The sequence below is a fragment of the Acinetobacter sp. ANC 5414 genome (genome assembly GCF_013004295.1).
GTDB lineage: Bacteria > Pseudomonadota > Gammaproteobacteria > Pseudomonadales > Moraxellaceae > Acinetobacter.
In genome coordinates this window covers 66,979-89,397 of sequence record NZ_JABERM010000003.1, presented here as the reverse complement: position 1 = coordinate 89,397, position 22,419 = coordinate 66,979, and the positions used below count along the sequence as shown (strand labels likewise).

23 protein-coding genes and 1 pseudogene are annotated in these 22,419 nt (G+C 41.3%); 18 read left to right on the top strand and 6 right to left on the bottom strand.

What is annotated here, in order from left to right; translation table 11 throughout:
- Positions 1–85 precede the first annotated feature (85 nt).
- The 3 genes from HLH18_RS03250 (at position 86) to HLH18_RS03240 (ending at position 1,935) form a co-directional block, all read left to right on the top strand.
- Positions 86–379: a cold shock domain-containing protein gene (locus tag HLH18_RS03250; protein ID WP_131289369.1), complete on the top strand. Its 294-nt coding sequence runs from the start codon at positions 86–88 to the stop codon at positions 377–379.
- 138 nt (positions 380–517) lie between these two features.
- Positions 518–1,255, top strand: a complete 738-nt coding sequence (locus HLH18_RS03245; RefSeq protein WP_171545770.1) for a cold shock domain-containing protein — start codon at positions 518–520, stop codon at positions 1,253–1,255.
- Between the two features lie 71 nt (positions 1,256–1,326).
- Entirely contained in the window at positions 1,327–1,935 is a 609-nt protein-coding gene (locus tag HLH18_RS03240; RefSeq protein ID WP_171545769.1) for a cold shock domain-containing protein, read from the top strand.
- A gap of 52 nt (positions 1,936–1,987) precedes the next feature.
- Here the strand turns inward: HLH18_RS03240 and gigC are convergent, their stop codons facing one another.
- Positions 1,988–2,872, bottom strand: a complete 885-nt coding sequence (gene gigC, locus HLH18_RS03235) for a LysR family transcriptional regulator GigC (protein WP_131289365.1) — start codon at positions 2,870–2,872, stop codon at positions 1,988–1,990.
- A gap of 85 nt (positions 2,873–2,957) precedes the next feature.
- Between gigC and HLH18_RS03230 the strand changes: the two genes are divergently transcribed.
- Entirely contained in the window at positions 2,958–3,719 is a 762-nt protein-coding gene (locus HLH18_RS03230) for a ferredoxin--NADP reductase (RefSeq protein WP_171545768.1), read from the top strand.
- Between the two features lie 245 nt (positions 3,720–3,964).
- Here HLH18_RS03230 and HLH18_RS03225 read toward each other — a convergent pair whose 3' ends face one another.
- Positions 3,965–4,387: a hypothetical protein gene (locus HLH18_RS03225; RefSeq protein ID WP_171528517.1), complete on the bottom strand. Its 423-nt coding sequence runs from the start codon at positions 4,385–4,387 to the stop codon at positions 3,965–3,967.
- A 216-nt stretch (positions 4,388–4,603) separates the two neighbouring features.
- On the opposite strand from HLH18_RS03225, the pseudogene eat reads away from it, so the two are divergent.
- The 7 genes and pseudogenes from eat (at position 4,604) to HLH18_RS03190 (ending at position 11,192) form a co-directional block, all read left to right on the top strand.
- Positions 4,604–6,041: pseudogene (gene eat / locus HLH18_RS03220) on the top strand (ethanolamine permease).
- Positions 6,042–6,068: 27 nt separating this feature from the next.
- Positions 6,069–7,454 (top strand): ethanolamine ammonia-lyase subunit EutB, encoded by a 1,386-nt coding sequence (locus tag HLH18_RS03215; protein WP_171545767.1) that lies wholly within the window; start codon positions 6,069–6,071, stop codon positions 7,452–7,454.
- Between the two features lie 15 nt (positions 7,455–7,469).
- Positions 7,470–8,288: an ethanolamine ammonia-lyase subunit EutC gene (eutC, locus tag HLH18_RS03210; RefSeq protein ID WP_171545766.1), complete on the top strand. Its 819-nt coding sequence runs from the start codon at positions 7,470–7,472 to the stop codon at positions 8,286–8,288.
- 122 nt (positions 8,289–8,410) lie between these two features.
- Positions 8,411–8,689 (top strand): hypothetical protein, encoded by a 279-nt coding sequence (locus HLH18_RS03205; RefSeq protein ID WP_131292058.1) that lies wholly within the window; start codon positions 8,411–8,413, stop codon positions 8,687–8,689.
- A gap of 256 nt (positions 8,690–8,945) precedes the next feature.
- Positions 8,946–10,646: a mechanosensitive ion channel gene (locus HLH18_RS03200; protein WP_171545765.1), complete on the top strand. Its 1,701-nt coding sequence runs from the start codon at positions 8,946–8,948 to the stop codon at positions 10,644–10,646.
- 73 nt (positions 10,647–10,719) lie between these two features.
- Positions 10,720–10,905 carry a hypothetical protein gene (locus HLH18_RS03195; protein WP_171542470.1) on the top strand — a complete coding sequence of 62 codons (186 nt, stop codon included), beginning with the start codon at positions 10,720–10,722 and terminating at the stop codon, positions 10,903–10,905.
- 131 nt (positions 10,906–11,036) lie between these two features.
- On the top strand, positions 11,037–11,192 hold the full coding sequence (locus tag HLH18_RS03190) for a hypothetical protein (RefSeq protein ID WP_171545764.1): 156 nt from the start codon (positions 11,037–11,039) through the stop codon (positions 11,190–11,192).
- A gap of 10 nt (positions 11,193–11,202) precedes the next feature.
- Here the strand turns inward: HLH18_RS03190 and HLH18_RS03185 are convergent, their stop codons facing one another.
- Positions 11,203–12,402 (bottom strand): BaiN/RdsA family NAD(P)/FAD-dependent oxidoreductase, encoded by a 1,200-nt coding sequence (locus HLH18_RS03185; RefSeq protein WP_171545763.1) that lies wholly within the window; start codon positions 12,400–12,402, stop codon positions 11,203–11,205.
- 67 nt (positions 12,403–12,469) lie between these two features.
- The gene (locus HLH18_RS03180) at positions 12,470–13,339 is read right to left on the bottom strand and encodes a 1-aminocyclopropane-1-carboxylate deaminase/D-cysteine desulfhydrase (RefSeq protein ID WP_171545762.1); all 870 of its coding nucleotides are present in this window, start codon (positions 13,337–13,339) and stop codon (positions 12,470–12,472) included.
- A 317-nt stretch (positions 13,340–13,656) separates the two neighbouring features.
- Here HLH18_RS03180 and HLH18_RS03175 point away from each other — a divergent pair, with 317 nt between their 5' ends.
- The 4 genes from HLH18_RS03175 (at position 13,657) to HLH18_RS03160 (ending at position 16,654) form a co-directional block, all read left to right on the top strand.
- Positions 13,657–13,848, top strand: coding sequence for an NF038215 family lipoprotein (locus HLH18_RS03175; protein ID WP_171545761.1), 192 nt, complete (start codon positions 13,657–13,659; stop codon positions 13,846–13,848).
- Between the two features lie 365 nt (positions 13,849–14,213).
- Complete coding sequence (locus tag HLH18_RS03170; RefSeq protein WP_171545760.1) at positions 14,214–14,837, top strand: LysE family translocator; 624 nt, start codon at positions 14,214–14,216, stop codon at positions 14,835–14,837.
- A 392-nt stretch (positions 14,838–15,229) separates the two neighbouring features.
- On the top strand, positions 15,230–15,673 hold the full coding sequence (locus HLH18_RS03165; RefSeq protein WP_171545759.1) for an ABZJ_00895 family protein: 444 nt from the start codon (positions 15,230–15,232) through the stop codon (positions 15,671–15,673).
- 72 nt (positions 15,674–15,745) lie between these two features.
- Positions 15,746–16,654: a TIGR01777 family oxidoreductase gene (locus HLH18_RS03160; RefSeq protein WP_171545758.1), complete on the top strand. Its 909-nt coding sequence runs from the start codon at positions 15,746–15,748 to the stop codon at positions 16,652–16,654.
- Here the strand turns inward: HLH18_RS03160 and thiO are convergent.
- Together thiO and hemB are read right to left on the bottom strand one after the other, a co-directional pair.
- Positions 16,640–17,761 (bottom strand): glycine oxidase ThiO, encoded by a 1,122-nt coding sequence (gene thiO, locus HLH18_RS03155; RefSeq protein ID WP_171545757.1) that lies wholly within the window; start codon positions 17,759–17,761, stop codon positions 16,640–16,642. The genes HLH18_RS03160 and thiO overlap by 15 nt on opposite strands.
- 18 nt (positions 17,762–17,779) lie before the next feature.
- A complete protein-coding gene (hemB, locus tag HLH18_RS03150) occupies positions 17,780–18,793 on the bottom strand; it encodes a porphobilinogen synthase (protein ID WP_086194320.1) in 1,014 nt (337 codons plus the stop codon).
- A 106-nt stretch (positions 18,794–18,899) separates the two neighbouring features.
- Between hemB and HLH18_RS03145 the strand changes: the two genes are divergently transcribed.
- The 3 genes from HLH18_RS03145 (at position 18,900) to HLH18_RS03135 (ending at position 22,375) form a co-directional block, all read left to right on the top strand.
- Positions 18,900–19,397, top strand: a complete 498-nt coding sequence (locus HLH18_RS03145; protein WP_171545756.1) for a thioesterase family protein — start codon at positions 18,900–18,902, stop codon at positions 19,395–19,397.
- A 287-nt stretch (positions 19,398–19,684) separates the two neighbouring features.
- The gene (locus HLH18_RS03140; protein WP_171545755.1) at positions 19,685–20,836 is read left to right on the top strand and encodes an HlyD family secretion protein; all 1,152 of its coding nucleotides are present in this window, start codon (positions 19,685–19,687) and stop codon (positions 20,834–20,836) included.
- Positions 20,837–20,842: 6 nt separating this feature from the next.
- A complete protein-coding gene (locus HLH18_RS03135) occupies positions 20,843–22,375 on the top strand; it encodes a DHA2 family efflux MFS transporter permease subunit (RefSeq protein WP_171545754.1) in 1,533 nt (510 codons plus the stop codon).
- Positions 22,376–22,419 lie beyond the last annotated feature (44 nt).

Here is a 22,419-nt window from a genome sequence, read left to right as displayed (position 1 = left end):
GTCTTTTTTAAAGATCGAAAAAAGAGGCTTAAAGCCTCTTTTTTTATATAATGTACACATGGCATTTTTAGAATAGGGCAGCAGCATGAAAGATGAATTACAACAGGGCAAAATCAAACAGTATGACCCTGAAAAAGGCTTTGGTTTTATTGGTACAATTGAAGGGGATATATTCTTCCATATTTCAGATTTCCCGGCGGCAGAAGGTGAACCGAAACGTAATGAACGGGTGAAATTCGTAGCTGTTGAAAATGGAGAAAAGTTTAAAGCAGTTCGTATAGAACGCGTGGAAGACAAATCTGCAAAAGCAAAGAAATCAAAAGTGTCTACCCATAATAAGTCGATCACATCAGCTTTGTTATCAAACTTGCGCAAATAAAACTTTTATCTTTATAGATGAAAAGAGCAATGTCATTCAACTGAAGAATGAATTAAATGTAATGCATAAAAAAAGCGCCACAATAGCGCTTTTTTTATTACAATTGCCTGCATAAGATTTAAACAATAAGAGTGACTTATGTTTGTTGAGGGGAAAGTTAAAAGCTATATCGTAGAGCGTGGCTTTGGATTTATTAGCATGGATGGGGAGTCGAAAGACTTATTTTTTCATATCAAGGATTTTCCCAATAAAAGTGTCGAGCCTAAAATAGGGGAAAAGCTAAAGTTTCGTATTGTCGAAGATAACGGTAAATTAAAAGCCGATCAGATTGTTCGTTTAGATTTAAAGCAGAACACAGCAGCTTTAGAAGCTCAGCCGCAACAACGTTCTTATAGAAATCAAGGTGCTTCGCCACGGTTTAATGAGCGTAGTCGCAAAGGGCGTATTTTCACCATTATTGGACTGATTATTATCGCTGTGCTGGCCGTGTTGGTTTATAACAAATATCAAGATTATAAACAGCTCCAACAATTGAAAGCCCAACAGTTGATGCAAGAACAGGCACAAATTGTGGAACAGCAGCGAGAAGCTTTGGGGGATTTACCAGAAAATGTACTGTCTGAACAGGGGCAGCGTAATCTAGAAGATCATACCTATTTAACCAATAAACCACGTTCAGAAAAAGTCAGTGCCAGTATTGAAAAACAAAATGCTGTGCAACATCAGCAGTCTTCGCAATTTAAATGTGATGGGCGTACGCATTGCTCACAAATGCGCTCTTATGAAGAAGCAGTCTTCTTTTTAAGGAACTGTCCGGGAACTCAAATGGACGGTAATAATGATGGTGAACCTTGCGAGCGACAATTCAGACGCTAAAAAAAAGCGCCATTGAGGCGCTTTTTTTTATTACAATTCTCGGTATAAGATTTAAACAATAAGAGTGACTTATGTTTGTTGAGGGGAAAGTTAAAAGCTATATCACTGAGCGTGGCTTTGGATTTATTACAATTGATGGGGAGTCGAAAGACTTATTTTTTCATATCAAGGATTTTCCCAATAAAAGTGTCGAGCCTAAAATAGGGGAAAAGTTAAAGTTTTGTATTGTCGAAGATAACGGCAAATTAAAAGCCGATAATATCGTCCGTTTAGATGTCAAAATTGAATCGGTTACGCATACGCCACAAAGTCGAGCTAGAGTCAATCAGCAGCACAAGCGGAAATCGAGTCGACAAGAAAACAAGGGTGGATTTAATTTTATAAATCTTATCGTAGGATTTGTAATCGTTGGAATATTTAGTGCTATTTTTATTCCTTTAATTTCAGGAATATATCAAAGGGAAACTCTACGAAGACAATCTGCTCAAGCTACGAATACAGTACAAGTAGTAGATAATACCAAAATAAGTAACACTCAAATATTTACTTGCGATGGTCGAAAGCATTGTTCAGAAATGCATTCATATGATGAAGCTGTTTTTTTTATAAATAATTGTCCTGGTACATTAATGGATGGCGATGGAGATGGCGAACCTTGTGAAAATGATTCACGCTGGTAAAACGAGTAGACAATAAAAAAGCGCCATTGAGGCGCTTTTTTATGACTTTAAATTATTCTTCGCAGAATTTCATAAAGGCTTTTAACCCCGGACCTTGGTACTTTTGACGATGTACCAACATGAACAATGGACGGGTGAGTTGCCAGAACGGGGTTTCTAAAATGACCAACTGACCTTTTTCAAGCAAAGGTTCAATGGCGAGTTTAGAAATACAGGACATCCCAATGCCGCCTGCCACAATTTTCAGAATTGCTTCATTATGACCCAAGGTTAAACGGATATTGGCATCGGGTAAATCTTTGAGAATCGCATTATCAAAGACTTCACGAGTACCTGAGCCTTCTTCACGTAAAATCCATTCTACCCCTGCAGCCTCAAAGTCAGCCGGGGTTAATGCACGTTCAAGCTGTGCAAGCGGATGATTTGGTGAACAGCACACTGCCAGTTCATCATCACGCCAATGAATACATTGCAACTGCGGTAAATGACATGAACCTTCAATTAAAGCTAAATCCAGCTGGAACTGATTCACAGCTTCAATCATCTGGCGGGTATTGCCGACTTGAAGTTGTAAATGCGCTTGTGGCTGAATTTGAAGGAAATCTGCCATTAAATCGGGCATTAAGTAATCTGAAATTGTGAGCGTTGCACCTAAGCGTAAGTCGATACTTTGTAGCTCGCCTTTGGCTGCCTGCTCGAAGGCATCGCAACGACCTAAAATTTCTAAAGCTTGTGGCAATAGATAACGTCCTAAATCATTCAATTGTAGACGTTTACCTAAGCGATCGAACAGCGGAGCACCTAAGCCATCTTCCAAATCGGCTAAAGCCATACTTGCAGCACTTTGGGTGAGTTTTACGGCATCACTGGCTTTGGTTACTGTGCCTTCTTGGGCGACTGCTACAAAAACAGCCAACTGGCGTAAAGTCATGCGCATGAATAGAGCCTTAACATTTAAAAAATATTAATAAATTATGTGGTCATGCTACCATGAGCATAGTCTTTCATGCCACGTTGAAATCATGTCAATTGAAAAATTTAGCTTAGAAAAAGTCTTATCTGTACACCGTTGGATCAATACCTTATTCAGTTTTACCATGACACGACCTGCACATTTTAAATTTACTGCAGGGCAGTTTGCACGTATTGGCCTAAAAGTGGGTGATGAACTGGTGGTTCGAGCTTATTCCGTGGTGTCATCACCTTTTGATGAAACCTTGGAATTCTTTTCAATTGTAGTTCCAGAGGGTGCCTTCACTTCGAATTTACAACATTTGCAAGTCGGCGATGAACTGTACTTGGAAAAAATACCCTATGGTTTCCTAACGCTTGCACGTTATCAGCTTCCATTACCGAATGACTTGTGGCTGCTCGCTACTGGCACAGGCTTGGCACCGTTTATTTCCATGCTGCAAGATTTTGACACATGGTCTAAATATCAAAAGATTAATCTGGTTTATAGTGTGCGAACCGAAGCTGAACTCGCTTATGTAGAGCGCATTCAGGAAATTGCTGAAACTTTTGGCGAAGGGCATAGCGGCTTTAAATTTATCCCGATTATCACCCGTGATCCAAACGCAGCATTACATGATCGCTTGCCTGTACTGATCGAAAATGGCGAATTAGAAAAAGCGGCAGGTTTGCAATTTAATGTTGAAACCAGTCACGTCATGCTCTGCGGTAACCCACAAATGGTCGAAGACACCAAGGAAGCCTTAAAGGCACGTGGTTTGATCATGAACCGCCGTGGTGAAGGGAATATTGCAGTTGAGAATTATTGGTAATAGCATATTTTCACCCTCTCCCTATGGGAGAGGGATGGGGTGAGGGTAAAAAGCGGTAAGAAGCCAATAAATGAAATGTTTTTTCTTCTTTTGAATGTTCAATACTATGATGTTGTTAGGAATATGATTAAAAAGACCTCTCCCTTGCGCAGCAGTGCTGCTCATCTCCTAAAAGGAGAGGGAATACAAGGCACAAAAAATCCCTCATTAAAGAGGGATATATAAATTAAATCTAATAATTATAATTAATGTACAAACATATCGATATATTCACGAATTTCTTGAATCGCGGTTTCAACATCCGCAGTCAACCATGTCGGTTCAAACAGACCTGAATAATGTTCAAGACGGTCTTGCGGAACCACCAAGCGAATTGGGCATTCCTCTTCCAATAAACGCCAAGGAATGATCGGTACTTCATTGTCTAAAAAGGGTGCGATATTACGAATATCAATCACCATCGCATTGATACATTCAGGGAAAGGCATCACTGAAAATTCTTCGGTACGACGACGAAAATATTCTAAGTCACCCCATTTAAGCATGTAACTGGGTTTATTAAATTCAATAATCCCAATGAGATGTTCATCACGAGTGTAATGCAAGCAACATTGATGAGTGACATCAGTGTCCAGATCAAGCGTTACAGATTGCTGTCGATACGCCATAAAGTTAAGCAGCATGAAAAACAAGGTGCATAATTATAGCTCATTTTAGCTGTTTCAGCACCTAAAGCCAGATTCATCTTCATGCAAGATTAAAGATAAAAATCCTCTTCATTTATTTTCATACTACAGTCGCTTCATGCATTTTTTTACCAAATTTTAAAATTGGTATGGCTTATGCATAACTCTCTTATTGATTAGATAAAATAAGAGGTGCGTATGTCAGATGTTAAAGATGTCATCGAGAATACCCCAATAGCGGGAAATACAGCAGAAGAATACTTTGCCCAAAGACAATTAAAAAAAGGTGCAGTCGGTTGGTTGTTGTTGGTCGGTCTGGGTGTGGCTTATGTGATTTCGGGTGACTTTGCCGGTTGGAATTTCGGTCTGGCTCAAGGTGGTTGGGGCGGCATGTTTATTGCCACAGTGATCGTGGCTGTCATGTACCTTTGCATGTGTCTGGCGATGTCGGAAATGTCGACTATGTTGCCAACAGCGGGTGGTGGTTACAGTTTTGCGCGTACTGCATTTGGTCCTTTAGGCGGCTATCTCACAGGAACGGCTATTCTCATTGAATATGCCATTGCCCCTGCAGCAATTGCCTGTTTCATTGGGGCTTATTGCGAGTCGTTATTTGGGATCGGTGGCTGGATGATTTATCTGGTCTGTTATCTGGTGTTTATGGGCATGCATCTAAAAGGTGCAGGCGAAGCCTTAAAAATCATCTTTTTGATTACCGCCGTTGCCGCTGTCGCCTTATTGGTGTTTATTTTCGCCATGGCGCCGCATTTTAAGAGTGAAAATTTATTCAACATTGCAGTCAATACTGACGCTGTGGGTTCGAGTGCATTATTGCCTTTAGGATATTTAGGCATTTGGGCCGCAGTACCTTATGCAATCTGGTTTTTTCTGGCAGTGGAAGGCGTGCCTTTAGCGGCTGAAGAAGCCAAAGAGCCACATCAATCCTTACCGCGTGGTTTAATTGGTTCTATGGTCATCCTTGCCATTTTTGCATTAAGCATTTTGGTTTTAGGGACTGGTGCAGCGGGTGCAGATAAAAAATTCAGGTGCACCACTGGTTGATGCTTTAAAAGCGGTCTATGGTGAAAATACTTGGCTTGCAGGCTTTGTAAACTTTGTCGGTTTGGCAGGGTTAATTGCCAGTTTCTTCTCGATTATTTATGCCTATTCACGCCAAGTCTTTGCGCTGTCACGTGCCGGCTATTTACCGAAAAAACTCTCTTTAACAAATAACAACCATGCTCCGCATTGGGCGATTATTATTCCGGGTATTATTGGTTTTATGCTGTCTTTAACAGGAGAAGGTGATCTACTTATTTTGATGGCTGTTTTTGGTGCAACCATTTCTTATGTGCTGATGATGATGGCCTACATCAAACTGAAAATTTCAAAACCTGATATGCCACGTCCCTATAAAGCACCGGGTGGAATCATTACTGCATCGGTTGCCTTAATTCTTGCCGCAATTGCAGTAGTAGCAGGCTTTGTGGTTGACCCTAAAGTCTGGCTGATGGCGGCAGCAATTTATGCAGCATTTATTGTTTATTTCTTGTTATATAGCAGAAATCAATTGGTTGCCGGAACGCCAGAAGAAGAGTTTGCCAATATTCAGGCTGCGGAACAGGAACTGAAATAATAATTATACAATCAGGAGCAATGCATCATGTTGTATCAAATCAATGTAGCTCATCATCATTATGTTTTTGCAGACTTGAAAACTTTAATGGCAAAAGCTACACCGGAACGCTCGGGCGATCAGCTGGCAGGAATTGCAGCACAAGATGCAACGGAACGGGTTGCAGCACAGATGTGTCTGGCAGATGTTCCACTCAAGCAATTTTTGCAAGAAACTTTGATTGATTATGATCAGGATGAAGTGACCCGTTTAATTATTGATGAGCATGATGCACTGGCTTTTTATCCCATTTCACATTTTAGCGTAGGAGACTTTCGCAACTGGCTGTTGAGTGAGGATGCAACAACAGAAAAATTACAGCATTTACAAGCCGGTCTGACACCAGAAATGGTGGCTGCAGTGAGCAAGATTATGCGCAATCAAGACTTGATTCTGGTCGCAAAGAAATGCCGGGTGATCACCCAATTTCGTAACACCATTGGATTAGAAGGACGGCTTTCGACCCGATTACAGCCGAACCATCCCACTGACGATTTACTCGGGATTTCCGCCAGTATTTTAGATGGTTTGATGTATGGCAATGGTGACGCCGTGATAGGCATTAATCCGGCTACGGATAATCTGCAGAATCTTTCTGAATTACTAAAACTGCTGGATCATATTATTCATGAATATGAGATACCGACCCAGTCTTGTGTTTTGACGCATATCAGTTCTGGCATAGAGCTGGTCAATAAAAATGTGCCAGTCGATTTAATGTTTCAGTCGATAGCCGGTTCACAAGCCGCCAATAGCACTTTCGGGATTGATTTAGCCATGTTGCAGGAGGGCTATGAAGCTACTTTAAGTTTAAAACGGGGGACGGTGGGACAGAACGTGATGTATTTTGAAACCGGACAGGGCAGTGCCTTATCCAGTAATGCACATCATGGCGTAGATCAACAAACCATGGAAGCCAGAGCCTATGCCGTAGCTCGGAAATATCATCCTTTTCTGGTCAATACCGTAGTGGGCTTTATCGGGCCTGAATATTTATATAACGGCAAACAGATTATCCGTGCAGGACTAGAAGATCACTTCTGTGGCAAATTACTGGGTCTGCCGATGGGCTGTGATATTTGCTATACCAATCATGCCGATGCCGATCAGGATGATATGGATGTACTGTTAACTTTGCTGGCCAATGCCGGAATTAATTTCATTATGGGCATTCCGGGTTCGGATGATGTGATGCTGAATTATCAAACCACCTCTTTTCATGATGCTTTATATATTCGCCAATTATTAGGTTTGCAGCCTGCACCCGAGTTTGCAGCCTGGCTGGAACAACAAGGAATTTTAAAACAGCATTACACACAACTGGAATGGCCGAACCAGCTGCCTGAAAAGTTCTCCCGTTTAATCATGTCATGAGTCGAGGATTTGATGATGACAGTTCAATACGATATTCAATTTCAACCAGAGCTGAAGCAAAATTCCTGGGAACAACTGAAACAGTTTACCGATGCCCGTATTGCATTAGGGCGAGTCGGTGGCAGTTTTCCGACTAAACCATCGCTGGAATTCCAGCTTGCACACGCGCAGGCCAAAGATGCAGTTTTAAAAGTACTCGATGTTCAAGCCTTAGAAGAGCAATTGACAAAGCTAGATACTGATATTTTGCATATTTCTAGTTGCACAGAAGATAAAGATACTTACCTAAAACGCCCGGATTTAGGTCGGGAACTGTCGGAAGCATCCAGACAGTTAGTAAAGCAATATCAGCAGCAACATCAAACTGAATATGATGTGGTGATTGTGGCGGGTGATGGTTTATCCGCACGTGCCATTGAAGATAATGCAGCGCATTTTATTGCAGAATTACACCAGTATTGTATCAATGAAGCTTGGTCTGTTGCGCCTTTAGTGATTGCAACGGGAAGTCGCGTAGCTTTGGGTGATGAAGTTGCCCAGATTCTAAATGCCAAAATGCTGGTGATGTTGATAGGTGAGCGTCCGGGTTTGAGTTCACCCGACAGTATGGGAATTTACTACACTTGGAATGCCTATAAAGGTTGCCATGATGCGATGCGGAACTGCATTTCCAATGTACGTCCTGCTGGGTTATCTGAACAAATTGCCATTCAGCGTTTAATGGCACTGATGAGAAAGTCACGACAGTTGCAACTCTCTGGTGTCAAACTGAAAGATGAACATGAAATGGTTGTAGAATCAGCCGCCCAAGCTAATCCAAAACGGATTTTTTAAGCTTAAGCCGTTTAAAGGAAATTTACATGTATTCACCATGTCACTATGCTTTTACACATAACAGAATAAGAAGTATTGCTAATATAAAAATACGGACATGACAAAAAAGAGGGGATAGGAATATGACACATGATTTCAATAAACCACCTCATGTAATTACCCCAGAAGAAAGATCGCAAAAGAAACGTTTGCCTGTTTATATTCTAATTCTTGTGGGTGTTTTCTTTATTGCATTACTGGCTTATATGTTTGCGGATAAGGAACCAACCCCTAAAGATGCCCCTCCTGGACATCCTAATCCTTCAGCCCAACCCGCGACACCGAATAATACGACAACTGGTACATCGGGTGATGAAGCAGTTGCTACCGATAAAGATACGGCCACTGCAAAAGACTATTAACTGGAAACTTAAATTATCTTTTTATTAAAGCTCTAGTCTGAAAAGACTAGGGCTTTTGTGCAATCTAATGTGCGCTTTTGTTGTATTTGTGATGGTTTGTATTGAATAAAAAATAAGCAAATTCTAATGTGTTTTTAACCTCGTGATTTTTGGTTCGGCTCACGCTCAATAGGCTTGGTCAAGATAACTTAGTCAAGATAATAAAGCGATTCATCGCCGTAAGACTTCAATAAGTAATAACAAGAGGAAATACAACATGAATGAATATTTTTCTGGAGGCCCTAGAGGGGGAGAATTTGATGCCATGTATTACTGGAATCAATTCCATCCCATTCTAGCCGCTGTTGCTATTTTATTGGTTGGTTGGATTCTTGCTCTTATTATTGCAGCAGGAGTTAAAAAAGTTTTAGAAAAAATAGGGACAAATCAAAGACTTTCAAGTGCAACCGGACATCGCTCAAATATTGAAAGTATTGTATCGCGTGTCGTGTTCTGGATCGTGATGATCATTGCGGTCATAGGCGCATTAAATGTACTTAATCTTACTGGTGTGAGTGGACCATTTAGTAATATGGTTCAGCAATTCCTGTTGTTTATTCCACAACTCTTAGCTGCAGTGGCAGTTGGTTTTATTGGCTGGATTGTGGCCAATCTGGTTAAAGTCGGCATGCAAAAACTACTTGACCGTACCAAGCTAGATGAAAAACTGAGTGCAGATGTCGGTGTCAGTCCAATCAGCAAAAATATTAGCGATATTGTCTATTGGCTGATTTTATTGTTATTCCTACCGATTGTATTGTCTATTTTAGGTCTCAACGGTCTGTTATTCCCTATACAAAATATGGTGAATGAAGTCGTTTCATTCTTACCCAATATTTTTATTGCTGCTGTTATTGTTTTTGTTGGTTATATCTTGGCAAAAATTGTACGCGGTATTGTAGAAGGTCTGGTGGGCGGTTTGAATTTGCAGCATGAGGCACAAAAAATTGGTTTCTTAAAAAATTCTAATTTGCCAAAAATGTTAGGTTCATTTGTCTTCGCCATCATTATTATTACTTCCCTCATCATTGCATTTGAAGCCTTAGGTATTCAGGCCATTTCACAACCCGCGACTGCGATGTTGTATGAGATTATGAATGCCATTCCGCATATTATTGCGGCTGGTCTAATTCTAATTCTGGCTTATGTGGTTTCACGTTTCGTGGCCAATTTGGTGGTTGACGTATTGGCTGGAACAGGCGTTGATGAATTACCTGCCAAAATGGATGCACAACGCTTTTTAGGCACCACTAAAGTGTCTTGCATTGTGGGTTACATGATTGTTTTCTTTACCATGCTTTTTGCAGTATCGGAAGCAGCAAACCGACTTGGTTTTGAACAGGTGAGTGTGCTTATTTCGATGTTTATCCAGTTCGGTGCCAATATTTTACTGGGTGCTGTTATCTTGATGATCGGCTTCTGGCTAGCAAATCTGGTCGCGAAAGTCATTGGACGTGGTGAATATAACAGTTCACGATGGTTAGCAAACCTGGTTCGTATCCTGATTATGGGCTTAGTGATTGCTATGGGTTTACGCGCAATGGGTATTGCCGATTCTATCGTGAATCTTGCCTTCGGTTTAACGTTGGGTGCAGTGGCAGTGGCATTTGCTTTGGCCTTTGGTTTAGGCGGTCGTCAGCCTGCTGAGCGTGTATTGACTGACTTGATTAATCAAGCCAAAGAGAAAGCAAAATATCCTAATCCAGATTATCAACCGGATGTTCCGAAAACATCTCCAAGCGCACCACCTCCATCGACAATCGTAGAGAGTTCAACATCAACCAATGATGTACGTCTTACTCCATCAGATAATGGTCTACAGGTCGATCCCGAAAATAAGCCGTTAAATAATCCGTATGGTTCAACAGGTGAACCTGAACAAGATGTTGATATTCATCCTAAAGATGACCCTAAATAACCTATAAGTTTTGTAGCAGACCGACCACATCAATGTGGTCGGTCTTTTATTTAATATTCAAAAGGAGATCATGATGTCAAAAAAAGAACCGAATAAATTTATTGCACCGATTGTGATTGCAGGAATTACTGCAGGTTTCTTTATCAGTGCCTATAAATTTGTATTTGCTAGAGCGAAGCAAGCACATAAACAGGTAAAGCGTGATTATTCAGTAGATAAGTCACAAGAAAACCAAAATGAAAAAATAGCTAAAAAATGATCGTTTTTCTTGGCTTTTTATGCTATTTATAAATTAACTATTTCATAGAATATAAGCATTTAGATTAATGTGAATGAAATGTTATAGATCATACTTGGATGTATGAATGGTAATAATAAAAGGAGATCATGATGTTATTAAATAATTTTTTTAAGTCACTTGCGACGATGTTGAACGTTGCTGAAGCTTCATCTGAAGCACAAGCAATTGCGAAAATGGAGATCACAATTGCTCGTTTACAGCAGGCTAAACCTGTTCGTTTATTACATACTGATTATTTAGAATAATTAGTATTTATTAAACATATTGCGATGCGGCATGTGCAGACGCCCATGCCCATTGAAAATTAAAACCGCCTAAATGACCAGAGACATCAAGAACTTCCCCAACAAAATATAAACCTTTTTGCTTTTTACTTTCCATGGTCTTGGATGAAACTTCTGTGGTATCCACACCGCCTAAAGTCACTTCTGCAGTACGATAACCTTCCGTTCCGGATGGTTTAACTTCAAAAGCATGCAAGCGCTGAGCAATCTGTTCAAGTTTTTCATCACTCAAATTACCAATTGGCATATCTGCCGATTCAGCCCAGATCAAATTTTGTAATTCCAGTACCACACTTTTAGGCAGATGCTCATTTAACAAAGTCCGCAGCAAGACTTTCGGTTGACTGCTTTTTTTCGATTTAAAGAAATCAACCAGGTCGATATAAGGCAGGAAGTTAATATTAAAGCGCTGACCGACATCCCAATAATTGGAAAGTTGCAGTGAGCTTGGCCCACTTAAACCACGATGGGTAAACAGCAGGGCTTCGGTAAAACTGTTTAAATCATTGGAGAGTGTCGCATCTACTGCATTTCCACTTAAACGGGTAGTAACTTCTTTGAATTGATCGGAAAAAGTAAAAGGTACTAGACCTGCACGGGTGGGATGGACATGATGCCCAAACTGTTTGGCAATCTCATAACCAATCCCTGACCCCCCTAGGGTCGGCACCGATAAACCACCAGTTGCCACCACGACTGATTCAGCTTGAAAATAACCCATAGAAGTTGCTACTTGAAAACCTTGACCCTCAACAGGAGTCACAGTTTTTACTTCACAGTTGGTTTTAATATCCACCAAACCGGTTTTATCGCATTCAGCCAATAACATGGCTAAAATTTCTTTGGCACCGTTTAAGGTAAAAAGTTGTCCATGTTTACGCTCTTCATATTCAATACCATGTTCGCATACCAAGCCAATAAAGTCCCAGTTGGTATAACGAGTCAGCGCTGAAATCACGAAGTGTGGATTATGTGAAATGTAGTTTTCAGGTTCGACATATAGATTGGTGAAGTTACATTTACCGCCACCAGACATCAGAATTTTTTTACCCACTTTGTTGGCTTTTTCCACCACCAAGACTTTACGACCACGTTGTGCCGCCATATATGCCAACATCAGACCTGATGCACCTGCACCTAAAACAATGACATCGTACTGATTTGTAGACATGGGACAACTCACGGGAGATAAAAGCAGGGCATTATAGACAATTTTACTGCTAATTTCAGGCTTGATCTTAGCACGTGTGCCGACCTTGTAAGCCACCACTATGAATCACCAAAATACGGGAGCTACGTGGAAAATAATTTTGTTCAATTAAATCAAACAAACCGACCATCATTTTGGCGGTATAGACCTGCTCTAAAGGAATCTTGTGCTTGACTTCAAAAGACTGCATGAATTGAAAAAGCTCCGGCGTAGTTTTGGCATAACCTCCACAGCAATAGGCATCGGTAATTTTCCAGTTTTTCTTTGTTGTCCACTGTTTTACCTCATGCTGCAGAAAATCACCTTTTAAGGCTGAAAAACCGAGAATAGTTTGATGCTCTGCACTCGCTTCAATGATTCCTGAAATAGTTCCACCTGTACCCACGGCACAGCAAATCAGATCATAATTTTGCACGTCTTCGGTATTTAGAATTTCCTTGCAGCCTTGAATGGCAAGCGGATTGGTTCCACCTTCAGGAATAATAAAATGTTCAGGAAATTGTTGGTTCAATGCTGCAAGATATTCAGGCTGATCTTTTAAACGATACTGTTCACGCGAAACAAAATGCAGTTGCATGCCAAACTGTTGCGCCGTGGTTAAAGTAGAGTTTAATGGTTTGGCTGCCAGTTCTTCACCACGAATGATCCCCACGCTTTTGAAGCCAAATAAATGTGCTGCATATGCTGTTGCAGCAATATGATTGGAATAAGCCCCGCCAAAGGTCAGGACTTTATTTAAACCTTGTTCTTGAGCCTCAAGAAAGTTGTATTTCAGTTTAAAAAATTTATTGCCGGAAATTTGCGGATGGATTTGATCTAATCGCTTAACCGTGACTGAGACAGCAGCATCAAGATTAAGTTTTTGGTAGGCTACTGACTGTGCAATCTGATCAAACATTTCATCACGATCCCTGAATATTCAATCGTATTGTACGCAAAATATTTTTATCTACAGTTATATTATTTGCTTGAGACTGCATATCTATGGAGATCATTACAGACACGCGACTGTAATGTGTAATGGCATTCAATTTTTATAACTCAGTTGATTGAAATAAATTTTGAACGGACATTTTTGTATATTGTAGATTTACGATCGATGCTTATTTGTAAAATATCTTAAATAGTTGAATTAGAAGCATAAAAAAATGATTAAAAAATACACATTGGTGCTAAGCTAGAAAATATAACAATGATGAAAAAAGAGGATATGTGATGAAAAAACTATCCGTGGGTTTATCCATTTGCTTGCTATTGTTGCTGACAGCATGTGATGCAAAAGATGACTATAACAAGCCGAAAACTGAAGTTCGTACCATGATTATTGGTGGCGTACCCGTTCATGACAGTGATTATCGTCTCTCACAGCTCAGTGCAAGTGAAAATACTCAGAGACTTCAAAAGTAAGGATTGCCAGTACGCAATATTATAAAATTCTTTTTAAGAGGGACGGGATATGGTCGGTTTGATTTTCAGTTTTACGATTCATCTTTAGTTTTTTGCTTGTACCTTTGTTTACCTGTAGCTTGTTATGGATTTAGTCGTGCTAAAAGTCGATTTTGTGGACGATTTTCAGCAGGAGTGCTTGTCCCTGGTTCATCTGCTTTTAAATAAATGATTGTATTTCGCCTATGAAATACTTTTATGGGTGATTAAAGAAAATTTTAGTGAATTATTCGGTGAAATTTCGAAAAACCTGAGAAAAATAGCGAGATATTCAAATTTTAAAATTGTAAAATTGTCACGAAATTAATTCATACAAGGCTTTTCACGTGGAATCATTTTGGATTTTGGGCTCAATAGCCTTTGCTCTTATGCTAGGCGCAATGAGTCCTGGGCCGACATCGATTTATGTCGCCAAAAATTCAATCGCTATTTCACGTAAACATGGTCTGTTTACCGCTTTAGGTACAGGTACTGGAGCGGCTGTTTTTGGTTTATTGGCGGTGCTGGGTTTACAGGCATTTTTGTTAGCGGTGCCATCAGCATATCTGGTTTTAAAAATCTGTGGCGGTTTATATTTGCTATGGTTGGCTGCCAAAATTATTAAACATGCCAAAGACCCCATTGAAGCCAATAATAATACAAGCTCTCAAATGTCATTGCGCCGGGCTTTTAGTACCGGACTCATCACCCAACTTTCAAATCCAAAAATTGCGATTGTGCTGGCCAGTATTTTTACTGCACTATTACCTAAAGAAATTCCCGCTTATTATTATTTTGTATTGCCCATTCTATGTTTTTTTATTGATGCTGGTTGGTGTTCATTGGTCGCAGTTGCCTTATCAGCAGAAAAACCACGCCATGTATATTTAAAGTTTAAAGCTATTTTTGACCGTATTGCCGGTGGCGTGATGACTTTATTAGGCTTGAAGTTAATCTTTGGAATGAAATAGTTTTAGCTAATAGATCAATAATTAGAATTATTTTTATAGCTAACTGAACCATCGCGGTATTCAGCTAAATTAGTGCATTGAATGTAAATCTAAGAAAAAATAGACTCTGGAAAATAAAAGACCGACGATTCGAGTGATGATGAAATCGTCGGTCAAAAAAAATCTGTTGCAAGTTTTAGCTTGGGCTGCTGTTCCGTACTAAAACTTGAAACCAAGTTTATTGCTTTAGGAAAAGTTCACCGAAAATATTGTGGATGCCGGTACAAATTAACGGGTTTATGAACTTCTTACCCTATATAACGCAGCGGTTTACAGATTGGTTGACAATAAACTGAAAAAAACTCAATTTTTTTTTATACTGGTCTTCTAAAAGTTGCTTAAGCAGGTATAGAGTGTCACTAAGTCGATATTTTTTATGGTTTTTCTTTTTCTGTTTTATTTTTACCTGTATCTGCGGAATATTGGCAGCTTTACTGCCTACAGGCATGGGCGGCATTCTCACCATTATTCCTTATCTAACTGCAATGATTTTAGTACTTTATAAATTTTTAAAACAGCAACAACGTGCACCGAGCGAACAAGAACAGAAAAAAATTACCTTAGGATTTAGTCTGATTTTCTGGGGCTATAACCTTGCATTTTTATTGCTTGGAATTTTCATATTTTCCAAAGGCGATCCCGAGGTTTGGCAGAATTTCCTTCTGTATTTGAAAAATCCTCAATTTATGAGCATCGTATTGATTATGTTTTTACTCATTGCCATTCCGCTTTATATTTTGACCTATTGGTTTTATGGCAAACAAGCCCAGCGTATGGCGAAAAAAATGTTTGGCTAAGATAAATTGCTATACGCTTGAATTAAAAATGATTCTATTTTATAGATAGAAATAATCAGGTGAGGTGGTCGAATGCTAAAAGAAAACGTACTGGTGACAGGTGCAAGTGGTTTTATTGGTTCGCATCTACTGCCTTATTTATTATCGCGTGATTATGCAGTGATTGGGTTGACCCGCCAGAAAAATAAGATATCTAATCATCCCGATCTCACCTGGGTTCAGAGTCTTGATGAGCTTAAAACTGATCGAATTGATTATGTGATTAATCTTGCCGGTGAAAATATTGGTCAGGCACGTTGGACAGCAACACGAAAGCAGCAACTGATTGAGAGTCGAGTTGATACCACTCATCAGCTGTATCGATATTTAGAAAAAAGACAGATTTTTCCGAAACGTATTATCTCAGGTTCTGCGGTCGGTTATTACGGGATTGATCCGAACGAACAATGGTCAACCATTTGTACCGAACAGTCTGCGCCACAATCTATTTTTATGTCGGAACTGTGTCAGCTATGGGAACAGGCGGCATTAAGTTTTCAGCAACAAAACACCAAAATCGTGCGCTTCGGTATTGTATTTGCCAAGAATGGAGGCATTCTGCCACGCATGCTGTTGCCCATTAAGCTGAATATGGTGGGGCGAATTGGACATGGACGGCAACCCGTGGTTTGGGTGCATATTCAGGATGTGCTGCGTGCGATTGAATTTCTGATGTTAAATGAAACCGGCACACAAATTTTTAATGTGGTCTGTCCAGAAAAAATGACCCAAGGGCAATTTGCTCAAACAGCTGCACAGCAACTGCATCGTAAACCTTTATTCTGTTTGCCGGCTTTTGTTTTGAAGGGAATGTTGGGCGAGCAAGCGCAACTGGTTTTGAACGGTCAATATGTACAACCGAAAGCATTGCAAGAGCTAGGATTTGAGTTTAAATATCCCACGTTAAAACTGGCTCTGGCTGATATTTTAGCGGGTAGTTAGAACTTCAGATTTTAATCTCTGAGTGCTAAAAGCGGCAGGATCTACACCTGTGGGTTGCTCAAGCATCAGTTGTCGTAATAAACGTGCCGAGGCAGGACCCATGCATAAGCCATTACGGAAATGTCCGAAGTTGGCCCATAGATTGTCAAGCTCTGGCATTTTCCCGATATAGGGCACACCAGTAGGCGAGCTGGGTCTTAAACCTGCCCATTGTTTCACAATCGGAAACTGTTCAAGCTCCGGCACCATCTCCAGACAGGCTTTGTAAATATTCTGTTGGGTTTGCATATTGGGCCGATGTTCAAAACCCAGTTCATCCATACTGGAACCACAGACTATATGCCCATCCTGACGCGGAATCAGGTACATCACTTTGTTCATGCAAATGGTCGGCAACCATTTTTCAGGTGTTTTAAACAGCAGCATTTGTCCCTGAACGGGGTTGACCGGAATGGTTAGGTTCAATTGTTGCGACCAGTGCGCGGACCATGCACCCGTCGCAATGACAATCTGGTCGGCCTGAATCTGTTGGCCAGATTGGGTCTGAAGAGAGGTCACACGCTGTTGTTGAATATGAAAATGATCTACCCAGGTATTTTCATAAAACTGTACCCGAGGGTGTTGTTTTAAATAGCCGATAATGGATTTGAGCAGGCGTGGATTACGTACATTAGACAACTGTGAAAAATACAACGCTTGACTAAATTGCGCGGAAATATGCGGATTGATCTGCTGCAGTTGCGGCTGTTGTAGTAGTTGGCATTGCTGCATCGGTTCATCAAACTGTTGGGCGTAGCGCTGTCCGATATCAAAATCGCTTTCATCCAGAATTAGCATGCCGGTATCATGAATTTCAAAATCAATGCCCGTGACAGGTTTTAATTTTTCATTCCATTTTAAATATAGCGATTTGCCATATTGTGCCAGTTGATTCACCGCGCGTGGATAGCGCCATGGATACATGGGAGAAAGGATGCCACCACCCGCCCAGGAGGCGGCTTTTCCCGCTTGCTGCTGATCGAAAATAATCACGGAACATCCCTGTTCCACAAGCTCTAAAGCAGACAATAGACCGCTAATGCCTGCTCCAATGATGGCAATTTTCATCGCTTGCGCCACTAACCCTTATTTCATGTCTTTGAGTTTAAGCGCAGCTTCTTCAGCGAAGTAAGTCCAGATACCATCGGCACCGGCACGGCGACAACTCATCAGCGATTCAATAATCACATCATCTGATAACCAGCCATTTTGAATCGCACCGGCCAGCATTGCGTATTCACCACTGACTTGATAAACGAAAGTCGGTACGCCAAAAGTATCTTTCACTTCACGCACGATATCGAGATAAGGCATACCCGGTTTCACGATCACCATGTCTGCACCTTCTTGAATATCCAGTGCAATTTCATGCAATGCTTCAGCGCGGTTGCCGATATCCATCTGGTAATTGTATTTGTTGCCACCTTTCAGGTTGCTGGATGAACCGACCGCATCACGGAAAGGACCGTAGAAGCTAGATGCGTATTTAGCCGAGTAGGCCATGATATTGGTATAGATATGACCATTCGCCTCAAGCGCAGTACGAATCGCGCCAATACGACCATCCATCATGTCACTGGGTGCAACCACATCTGCACCGGCCTCGGCATGACTTAAAGCCTGTTTAATCAGGCATTCAACAGTTTCATCATTCAGCACATAACCCGTGTCATCAATAATGCCATCTTGACCGTGCGTGGTATAAGGATCCAGTGCGCCGTCAGTGATCAGCACCATTTCCGGCAATTCTTTTTTTAACAGGCGAATGGTATTTTGAACCAGACCATCTTCATCCCAAGCGGCTTCAGCAGTTAGGCTTTTATCTTCTTGTGGTGTTACAGGGAATAAAGCGAGTTTAGAAACCCCCAATTCAAGCAAGCGTTCTGATTTTTTTAACAGCAGATCAGCAGAAAGTCGCTGAACATTGGGCATGCTTGGAATATCTTGGGTTTGGTTTTGCCCAGGAAGTACGAATACTGGGTAAATGAGATGATCTGTCGTCAACTGGGTTTCACGTACCATAGAACGCAATTTGTCATTTTTTCGAATTCGGCGCATGCGAGTCGCAGGAAATGCAGGGCGATTGAACGTATAAGTCATAACAAACTCAATGATCAGTATTAAACTATGGCTATTGTAGCCCCAGAATAAAATTTTGGGGCAAAAGTTAATAGCTATTTCTCAAATTAAGGTATTCGAGCAGATTATGAGTAATTCAGATAAACATTGGACAGGAAATATTCATTTGGGCTCGAAAGTGGATATCGATGTTGTCCTGAAGCAGTTGTGTCATGCATTCAATAGTTCTCCTTACTTCAAACACAACGAGATGGTCATGCGTGTCGTTGATGGACAAATTGAAGCCTATATTGAAATGCAGCCTTTTATGATTGGCAATGTTGCCTTTCAAATTCTACATGGCGGTGTAGCTGCGACGATTTTGGACAGTATCGGCGGTATTGTTGCAATGGGCGAGTTATATAAAAAGGCTGAACCTGATCAATTGCCCGACACCATTAAAAAAGTCACTCGCTTGGCAACAGTAGATATGCGGGTCGATTATTTGGCCCCAGGTCGTGGCAAATGTTTTATAGCACGCGCTGAACCCTTACGTTTAGGACGTAAGGGTTGCACCATGCGCATGACCTTGGTCAATGATGAAGATAAGCCGATTGCCACTGCAATTGCCTCTTATGCCTATTAAGTTTGCTTTAAGGGCATTGGACTAACAAGAAGTAGAATTGACCTGTTGATTCGGCATTGAATGAAAATTCAGTGCCTAATTCGTTTTAAAGACTGATGAGTTACATTTTTATTATCACATCATGATTTTTTGTCATTAAAATGCGCAGCAATATTAAAGAAAAAATGACTTTCTCATCGACACCATTTCATGACATTGATTTGTCTTGCATAACTGTTCGTTTAAAATCAATAAAAACGACAAATATGATGTGTAGTGACCAAGTCTGTTGGATTTAGGAATAATCGATGACAGATGCGCAAAACACCCTGCCAGAAACAGAACAAGATCAAGCCATTTCACATGCTGCCTTAAAAAGTAAACGCAAGAAAGCTTTAACTATTGTAGCCTTGATTTTCATCATTGCGGCTATGCTATATACCATCTGGGCATTATTTTTAAATCATTCAGTCACTACCGATAATGCCTATGTCGGTGCAGAAACCGCATCTATTACTTCCATGGTGAATGGGCAAGTTGCACAGGTTATGGTGAGTGATACTCAAGCGGTAAAACAGGGCGATGTCTTGGTTCGGGTGGACAATCGTGATGCAGAAATTGCGGTTGCACAGGCGCAAGCGGAATTGCTGAAAGCAAAACGTCAATACAAACAGACGCAAGCCAACAGCAGTGCCTTAAATTCACAAGTCTATGTCAGCGATGATGGCATTCACAGCGCAGAAGCTCAGGTCGCTAAAGCCCAAGCTGAACTGAATAAAGCGCAGGATGATTTGGCACGACGTACCCAACTCAGTGCATCCGGTGCAATTTCTACAGAAGAACTCAGTACTGCACAGAGTGCGGTGAATAATGCTCAAGCAGGGCTGGATCTGGCAAAAGCCGGTTTGGCTCAGGCACAATCCAGTCAAAAAGCAGCGCAAAGTACCTTGGCAGCCAATGAAGCCTTGATTCGCGGTAGTAATGAAACATCGACGCCTGATGTTCAGATTGCGCAGGCACATTTAAAACAGGCTTTGCTTGATCTGGAACGCACAGAAATTAAGGCACCGTTTGATGGCGTAATTACCCGCCGTAATATTCAGGTGGGGCAGCGTGTTGCCGCAGGCAGCGTTTTAATGATGCTGGTACCGATTAATAAACTGTATGTCGATGCCAACTTTAAAGAAAGCCAACTGGCAAAGGTACAAGCCGGGCAGAAAGCCACACTCACGTCTGATTTATATGGCGATGATGTTGAGTTTCACGGCACAGTGGTGGGCTTTTCAGGTGGGACAGGTTCAGCCTTTGCCTTAATTCCTGCACAAAATGCGACGGGTAACTGGATTAAAGTGGTTCAGCGTTTACCGGTACGTATTGCACTTGATCCGAAAGAACTGGCTGAACATCCATTACGGGTAGGCTTGTCGATGGAAGCGAAAATCAACCTCGCTTCGAAGTAGTGACCTATGAATAATAACTACGTACCATTTGGTGATTTAAAAGGAGGTCGCCTGATCCTTGCTGCCTTTGTGTTGGCTTTGGCCAACTTCATGGTGGTTTTGGATATGACCATTGCCAATGTTTCAGTGCCGCATATCACCGGCAGTTTGGCGGTTTCCAGTTCCCAAGGGACTTGGGTCATTACTTCCTATGCCGTTGCTGAAGCGATTTGTGTGCCGTTGACGGGATGGTTAGCCGGACGTTTTGGTGCAGTACGGTTGTTTGTCATCAGTCTGACTGGCTTTACGGTTTTTTCCATTCTCTGTGGTTTATCTACCAGTTTGGAAATGTTGGTGATGTGCCGAATTGGACAGGGCTTGTTTGGTGGCCCGATCATGCCGCTCAGTCAGACTTTGTTGATGCGTATTTTTCCACCAGAAAAGCAATCGCAAGCCATGGGCATGTGGGCAATGACCACTGTAGTCGGACCAATTCTTGGCCCAATTTTAGGCGGTTCGATTAGTGATAACCTGTCTTGGCACTGGATTTTCTTTATTAATATTCCAGTCGGAATTTTCTGTGCGATTGCTGCACTGCGCTTGTTGAAACCTGCGGAAACGTTAATTTCTAAAATTAGAATTGACACTATTGGATTATTTTTACTGATTTTATGGATTGGCGCACTACAGTTAATGCTTGATCTTGGCCATGAAAATGACTGGTTTAACAGCACCTTTATTTGTGTCTTGGCCGTGATTACCGTAGTCGGATTAATTCTGTTTATTATCTGGGAACTCACTGAACGGCATCCGGTGGTCAATATTCAGATCTTTCGTTATCGTGGCTTTACCTTCTCGGTGTTATCTTTAGCCTTTGCTTTCGGTGCATTTTTTTCCAGTATCGTGCTGATTCCGCAGTGGGTACAAATCAACTTGGGTTATACCGCCACCTGGGCCGGTTATTTAACCGCGACCATGGGCTTGGGTAGCTTGCTCATGTCACCGATTGTGGCAAAAATGGCAACCAAATATGATCAACGGATTTTGGCCAGTTTCGGTTTGAGCCTTTTGGCGATAGTGACCTTAATGCGGGCTTTCTGGACTACCGATGCAGATTTTATGGCCTTGGCCTGGCCACAAATTTTACAGGGCTTTGCAGTACCGTTTTTCTTTATTCCGTTGTCGAATATGGCATTGGCTTCGGTACAACCGCATGAAATGGCATCTGCCGCAGGATTGATGAATTTCCTGCGGACCATGGCAGGAGCAATCGGCGCTTCAATTGCGGTGACGCTTTGGGATGATCATAGCAAAGTTGCACGGAGTGAAATGGTTTCCAATTTACATGTGGCTGAAGTGCAAAATACCTTGATGCAAAGGGGGATGAGTTCAGAAGGAGCGCTGGATTATATATCCAGTCTGGTGGATAAGGAAGCTTTAACTTTATCAGCCAACCATGTGTTTTTAATTTTAACCCTGGTCTTTATTTTTGCAGCACTGATTGTTTGGCTCGCGCCAAGGCCCAAATTGGGCGTGGATAGCGGTGGTCACGCACATTAATGCTGATCCTCTAAAACATAAAAAACCGCTGAATTCAGCGGTTT

Coding starts and splice junctions, on each gene's coding strand:
- HLH18_RS03250 (WP_131289369.1), top strand. CDS start 86: ATGAAAGATGAATTACAACAGGGCAAAATCAAACAGTATGACCCTGAA.
- HLH18_RS03245 (WP_171545770.1), top strand. CDS start 518: ATGTTTGTTGAGGGGAAAGTTAAAAGCTATATCGTAGAGCGTGGCTTT.
- HLH18_RS03240 (WP_171545769.1), top strand. CDS start 1,327: ATGTTTGTTGAGGGGAAAGTTAAAAGCTATATCACTGAGCGTGGCTTT.
- gigC (WP_131289365.1), bottom strand. CDS start 2,872: ATGCGCATGACTTTACGCCAGTTGGCTGTTTTTGTAGCAGTCGCCCAA.
- HLH18_RS03230 (WP_171545768.1), top strand. CDS start 2,958: ATGTCAATTGAAAAATTTAGCTTAGAAAAAGTCTTATCTGTACACCGT.
- HLH18_RS03225 (WP_171528517.1), bottom strand. CDS start 4,387: ATGGCGTATCGACAGCAATCTGTAACGCTTGATCTGGACACTGATGTC.
- HLH18_RS03215 (WP_171545767.1), top strand. CDS start 6,069: ATGTTGTATCAAATCAATGTAGCTCATCATCATTATGTTTTTGCAGAC.
- eutC (WP_171545766.1), top strand. CDS start 7,470: ATGACAGTTCAATACGATATTCAATTTCAACCAGAGCTGAAGCAAAAT.
- HLH18_RS03205 (WP_131292058.1), top strand. CDS start 8,411: ATGACACATGATTTCAATAAACCACCTCATGTAATTACCCCAGAAGAA.
- HLH18_RS03200 (WP_171545765.1), top strand. CDS start 8,946: ATGAATGAATATTTTTCTGGAGGCCCTAGAGGGGGAGAATTTGATGCC.
- HLH18_RS03195 (WP_171542470.1), top strand. CDS start 10,720: ATGTCAAAAAAAGAACCGAATAAATTTATTGCACCGATTGTGATTGCA.
- HLH18_RS03190 (WP_171545764.1), top strand. CDS start 11,037: ATGTTATTAAATAATTTTTTTAAGTCACTTGCGACGATGTTGAACGTT.
- HLH18_RS03185 (WP_171545763.1), bottom strand. CDS start 12,402: ATGTCTACAAATCAGTACGATGTCATTGTTTTAGGTGCAGGTGCATCA.
- HLH18_RS03180 (WP_171545762.1), bottom strand. CDS start 13,339: ATGTTTGATCAGATTGCACAGTCAGTAGCCTACCAAAAACTTAATCTT.
- HLH18_RS03175 (WP_171545761.1), top strand. CDS start 13,657: ATGAAAAAACTATCCGTGGGTTTATCCATTTGCTTGCTATTGTTGCTG.
- HLH18_RS03160 (WP_171545758.1), top strand. CDS start 15,746: ATGCTAAAAGAAAACGTACTGGTGACAGGTGCAAGTGGTTTTATTGGT.
- thiO (WP_171545757.1), bottom strand. CDS start 17,761: ATGAAAATTGCCATCATTGGAGCAGGCATTAGCGGTCTATTGTCTGCT.
- hemB (WP_086194320.1), bottom strand. CDS start 18,793: ATGACTTATACGTTCAATCGCCCTGCATTTCCTGCGACTCGCATGCGC.
- HLH18_RS03145 (WP_171545756.1), top strand. CDS start 18,900: ATGAGTAATTCAGATAAACATTGGACAGGAAATATTCATTTGGGCTCG.
- HLH18_RS03140 (WP_171545755.1), top strand. CDS start 19,685: ATGACAGATGCGCAAAACACCCTGCCAGAAACAGAACAAGATCAAGCC.
- HLH18_RS03135 (WP_171545754.1), top strand. CDS start 20,843: ATGAATAATAACTACGTACCATTTGGTGATTTAAAAGGAGGTCGCCTG.